3 protein-coding genes are annotated in these 3,266 nt (G+C 69.1%); all 3 read left to right on the top strand.

The window, feature by feature from the left end:
• The coding region (gene mpl, locus H0W38_RS19395; RefSeq protein WP_292457241.1) for a UDP-N-acetylmuramate:L-alanyl-gamma-D-glutamyl-meso-diaminopimelate ligase at window positions 1-1,338 on the top strand (1,338 nt) is incomplete at its 5' end.
• A gap of 16 nt (window positions 1,339-1,354) precedes the next feature.
• Complete coding sequence (locus H0W38_RS19390; protein ID WP_292457238.1) at window positions 1,355-1,951, top strand: YqiA/YcfP family alpha/beta fold hydrolase; 597 nt, start codon at window positions 1,355-1,357, stop codon at window positions 1,949-1,951.
• Between the two features lie 40 nt (window positions 1,952-1,991).
• On the top strand, window positions 1,992-3,266 hold a 1,275-nt coding region (locus H0W38_RS19385), incomplete at its 3' end, for an RNB domain-containing ribonuclease (protein ID WP_292457236.1).

Raw genomic sequence — 3,266 nt, 5'->3', positions numbered from 1 at the left:
ATGAGCGAGCAACTGCGCGCGCTCGACATCGACCTGATCGAGGGCTTCGGCGCCGACCAGCTCGCGCTCGCCCCCGACCTGTTCGTGATCGGCAACGTCGTCTCGCGCGCCAAGCCCGACCAGTTCCCGCTGATGGAGGCCATCCTCGACGCCGGCCTGCCCTACGCCAGCGGGCCGCAGTGGCTGTCCGAGCACGTGCTGCAGGGCCGGCATGTGCTGGCCGTGGCCGGCACGCACGGCAAGACCACCACCACCTCGATGCTGGCGTGGATCCTGGAGTCGGGTGGCCTGCAGCCGGGCTTCCTGGTCGGCGGCGTGCCGCAGAACTTCGGCGTGAGTGCGCGGCTTGGCGGGGTGGGCGCGGCGGCGCCATCGAGCGGCCCGCGCGCCGGCCCGCAAGCGCAGGTTCCCGGGTCGGTTCCTTTCTTCGTGATCGAGGCCGACGAATACGACACCGCCTTTTTCGACAAGCGCAGCAAGTTCGTGCATTACCGGCCGCGCACCGCCGTGCTCAACAACCTCGAGTTCGACCACGCCGACATCTTCGCCGACCTCGGCGCCATCGAGACCCAGTTCCACCACCTCGTGCGCACCGTGCCGGCGAGCGGCCGGCTGGTCGTCAATGCCCGCGAAGCCAGCCTGGAGCACGTGCTCGAGCGGGGCTGCTGGAGCGACGTGGCCCGCTTCGGGGTGCGCGGCGACGCGCCGGGCTGGCGGGCGCGCGGGGAGCCGCACGCTTTCGACGTGCTCAAGTCGGGCGTGCAGGTCGGCCGGGTCGAATGGTCGCTGCTGGGTGAGCACAATCAACTCAATGCGCTCGCTGCGATTGCTGCGGCCGAGCATGTGGGCGTCCCACCGGCCGACGCGGCCCGGTCGCTGGGCGACTTCGCCAACGTGAAACGCCGGCTCGAGCTGCGCGGAACGGTGCCGCGCGGCGGCGGCGAAGTCAGCGTGTACGACGATTTCGCCCACCACCCCACGGCCATCCGCACCACCGTCGACGGTCTGCGCCGCAAGCTCGGCCCGATGGGCACGGGTCAGCGCATCCTCGCCGTGTTCGAGCCGCGCTCCAACACGATGAAGCTCGGCAGCATGAAGGCGCAACTGCCGTGGGCGCTGGAAGAGGCGGATCTGGCCTTTTGCCACAGTGCGGGCCTGGACTGGGACCCGGCCGAAGCGCTGGCCGAGATGGGCGGGCGCGCGCTCGTCAGCGATTCGATCGACGCGCTGGTGCACCGGGTCGCCCTGGCTGCACGTGCCGGCGACCATGTGCTGTGCATGAGCAACGGCGGCTTCGGCGGCATCCACGCGAAGTTGCTGGCCGCCTTGGCGCACTGACGCGCCGCACGGCGGCATGGCGGCCACGACCCACCTGCTCTACCTGCACGGCTTTCGTTCATCGCCGGCTTCGGCCAAAGCGGTGCGCATGGCGGCCGAAGCGGTGCGATTGCAGCGAAGCGGCCGGTCGCTCGCCTGGTGCTGCCCGCAGTTGCCGCCCTCGCCCGCCGGCGCGATGGCACTCATCGAAAAATCGACGCGAGATTGGCCAGCCGACACCCTGGCTGTCATCGGCAGCTCGCTCGGCGGCTTCTACGCCACCGTGCTGGCCGAGCAGCGTGGCTGTAGTGCCGTGCTGCTCAATCCGGCGGTCGATCCGGCCACGAGCCTGGCCGGGCAGATCGGCGAGCAGACCGGCTGGCAGGACACGCACTTGCGTTTCGAGTTCACGGCCGCGCACGTGGAGGAGTTGCGCGCAATGACGCCAGCACAGATCACGCGGCCCGAGCGCTACTTCACGGTCATCGCCAAAGGCGACGAAGTGCTCGAGTGGCGCCAGATGCGCGCGCGCTACCTCGCTTCGCCCGGCCGCCTGCTCGAAGGCGGCGACCACGCGCTTTCGGACTTCGAGCCTCATCTCCCGGACATCCTGCAGTTCCTCGGCTTGTCCTGACGCCGCGGCGCCCGAAGCGCCGATGGGACAATCCGCGCACATGTCCCAATACGCACTTTTCGAGGAAGCCGGGAAGTTCCTCGCCGGCCGGGTGATGTCCGAGACCGACTCGTCGCTGCAGGTCGAGCTCGACTCCGGCAAACGAGTCAAGGTCAAGAGCGCCAACGCCCTGCTGCGCTTCGCCCAACCCGCGCCCGCCGAACTGCTGGGCCAGGCGCAGACCCTGGCACGGGAAATCGATCTCGACCTGGTCTGGGAGGTCGCGCCAGACGAAGACTTCGCCTTCGACGACATCGCCCGGGAGTATTACAGCGCCGGCGCCAGCTCCACCGAACAGGCCGCGACCCTGCTGCGTCTTTTCGAAGCGCCGCACTACTTCCACCGCCGCGGCAAAGGGCGCTTCCGCAAGGCGCCCGCCGACGTGCTCAAACAGGCGCAGCTCGCCATCGAGCGCAAGGCGCAGCAGGCGGCGCAGATCGATCAATGGGCGACCGATCTCGCCGCGGGGCACTGCCCGGAGCCGATCCGCGAGCAGCTCTACAAGATCCTCTTCAAGCCCGACAAGAACGGCCCCGAATACAAAGCCGTGGTCGATGCTGCGAAGCGCTCGCACACGCAGCCGCTCGATCTGCTCAAGTCGGCGGGCGCAATCACCAGCGCCTATCAATTCCACTGGCGGCGCTTCCTGTTCGAGTTCTTCCCCAAGGGCACCGCCTTGCCCGCGCTGCCGGCGCCCGCGCTCAAGGACGAGTTGCCGCTCGCTGCGGTGCAGGCGTTCTCGATCGACGATTCGGCCACCACCGAGATCGACGATGCGGTGTCGGTGCAGGGCCTCGGCACCGACACCGTGGTTTTCGGAGTGCACATCGCAGCACCGGCGCTGGCCATCGCGCCCGGCTCGCCGCTCGATCAGCTCGCGCGCAGCCGATGGTCGACCGTGTACATGCCCGGGCACAAGCTGACCATGCTGCCCGACGACGTGGTGCAGGCCTACACGCTGCAGGCCGGGTGCGAGTGCCCGGCGGTGTCGCTGTATGTGAGCTTCGACGCGGCCACGATGGAAGTGAGGGCGAGCGAGACGCGCATCGAACGCGTGCCGATCGCAGTCAACCTGCGCCACGACCAGCTCGACGCCGTGATCACCGAGGCGAGCCTGACCGGCGGTGCCGCAGCGGACTACGCCTTCGCGCCCGAACTCGCCTTTGCGTTCCGGCTCGCGCGGCACCTGAAAGCGCAGCGTGAAGTTGCGCGCGGCAAGCCGGAGAACTTCAACCGGCCCGACTACAGCTTCCGGCTGGAAGGCGCGAACGCCGTG

The organism is Methylibium sp. (genome assembly GCF_013817365.1).
GTDB lineage: Bacteria > Pseudomonadota > Gammaproteobacteria > Burkholderiales > Burkholderiaceae_C > Methylibium.
The sequence above is the reverse complement of the archived record's forward strand: the minus strand, read 5'-3'. Positions and strand labels throughout refer to the sequence as shown.